The organism is Burkholderia guangdongensis (assembly GCF_013403875.1).
Lineage (GTDB): Bacteria > Pseudomonadota > Gammaproteobacteria > Burkholderiales > Burkholderiaceae > Burkholderia > Burkholderia guangdongensis.
In genome coordinates, this window is record NZ_JACBNX010000054.1 from 1 (window position 1) to 2129 (window position 2129).

The 2129-nt window shown below is 64.1% G+C and carries 2 protein-coding genes; both read left to right on the forward strand.

Annotated elements, in window-relative coordinates; translation table 11 throughout:
- Positions 1-1074 (forward strand): ABC transporter ATP-binding protein (locus HZI36_RS26625; RefSeq protein ID WP_179405658.1); only part of this gene is annotated, 1074 nt, incomplete at its 5' end.
- Entirely contained in the window at positions 1071-2057 is a 987-nt protein-coding gene (locus HZI36_RS26630; RefSeq protein WP_179405659.1) for an ABC transporter permease subunit, read from the forward strand. The genes HZI36_RS26625 and HZI36_RS26630, both read left to right, overlap by 4 nt.
- Positions 2058-2129: the final 72 nt, after the last annotated feature.

Below are 2129 nucleotides of genomic sequence, written 5' to 3' on the forward strand. Positions count from 1 at the left end.
CGCATCGAAAACGTGGTCAAGAAATTCGGCGACAGCACGGCCGTGGACAACGTGAACCTGACGATCATGAAGAACGAGCTGTTCGCGCTGCTGGGCAGTTCGGGCTGCGGGAAGTCGACGCTGCTGCGGATGCTGGCGGGCCTGGAGACGGCGACGTCGGGCAAGATCTTCGTGGACGGCGAGGATCTGGCGACGCTGCCGCCGTACCGCCGGCCGGTGAACATGATGTTCCAGTCGTACGCGCTGTTCCCGCACATGACGGTGGAATCGAACGTGGCGTTCGGACTGAAGCAGGAAGGCACGCCGAAGAACGAGATCAAGGAGCGGGTGGGCGACGCGCTGGCGCTGGTGCAGATGAGCAAGTACGCGCAGCGCAAGCCGCACCAGCTGTCGGGCGGCCAGCAGCAGCGGGTGGCGCTGGCGCGCTCGCTGGTGAAGCGTCCGAAGCTGCTGCTGCTGGACGAGCCGATGTCGGCGCTGGACAAGAAGATCCGTCAGAAGACGCAGCTGGAGCTGGTGAACATCATCGAGAAGGTGGACGTGACGTGCGTGATGGTGACGCACGACCAGGAAGAGGCGATGACGATGGCGAGCCGTCTGGCGGTGATGAGCGAAGGCAAGATCATGCAGATCGGCGCGCCGAGCGAGGTGTACGAATACCCGAACTGCCGGTTCTCGGCGGAGTTCATCGGCTCGACGAACCTGTTCGAAGGGCGGATCGTGGAGGACGAGCCGGACCACATCTTCGTGGAAAGCGAGGATCTGGAGACGCGGATGTACGTGAGCCACGGGGTGACGGGGCCGATGGGGATGCCGGTGGGGATCTCGGTGCGCCCGGAGCGGGTGCGGGTGTCGCGCGAGAAGCCGACGACGGCGCACAACTGGGCGCGCGGGGTGGTGACGGACGTGGCGTACATGGGCGCGTACTCGCTGTACCACGTACGGTTGCCGAGCGGCAAGACGGTGATGTCGAACCTGTCGAGCGCGAACCTGATGCACGACGGCGCGCCTGCCTATAACGACGACGTGTTCGTCTCCTGGTCGCCGGCGAGCGGCGTGGTGCTGACGCAATGAGAACGACTGCTCCTACCCAAACGGCGCCGGTGTCGACCGGCGCGCCGGCCGGGGTGCCGGCCCAGCGGCGCGAGAGCCGCTTCGCGTGGCTCGCGCGTTTCCTGCCGAAGGGCCGCACGGTGGTGATCGGGGTGCCGTTCACGTGGCTGACGGTGTTCTTCGCGCTGCCGTTCGTGCTGGTGCTGAAGATCAGCTTCGCGGACCAGATGATGGGGATCCCGCCGTACACGTCCCTGATGGAGATGAAGGACGGGATGGTGCACTTCGCGCTGCAGCTGGGGCACTACGCGTTCCTGCTGCAGGACGACCTGTACATCGCGACGTACCTGAGCTCGCTGAAGATGGCGGGGATCTCGACGGTGCTGTGCCTGCTGATCGGTTATCCGATGGCGTACTACATCGCGCGCTCGGAGCCGGCGCGGCGCAACGTGCTGATGATGGCGGTGATGCTGCCGTTCTGGACGTCGTTCCTGATCCGGGTGTACGCATGGATCGGCATCCTGAAGGACGACGGCCTCTTGAACCACGCGCTGATGGCGATCGGTCTGATCCACTCGCCGCTGCGGCTGTATCACAGCGACGCGGGGGTGTATATCGGGATGGTGTATTCGTACCTGCCGTTCATGGTGATGCCGCTGTACGCGCACCTGGTGAAGATGGACCTGACGCTGCTGGAAGCGGCATACGACCTGGGGGCGAAGCCGTGGACGGCGTTCACGCGGATCACGCTGCCGCTGTCGAAGAACGGGATCATCGCGGGGAGCTTGCTGGTGTTCATTCCGGCGGTGGGGGAGTACGTGATTCCCGAACTGCTGGGCGGAGCGGACACGCTGATGATCGGGCGGGTGATGTGGGATGAGTTCTTCAACAACATGGACTGGCCGATGGCGTCGGCGGTGACGGTCGCGATGGTGATGCTGCTGCTGGTGCCGATGGCACTGTTCCAGTACTACCAGAACAAGGAAATGGAGGGGGCGAAATGATCAAGCCGAGCAAACCCTTGTCGACGGCGGTGCTGTCGGCGGGATTTCTGTTTCTGTACATTCCGATCATCA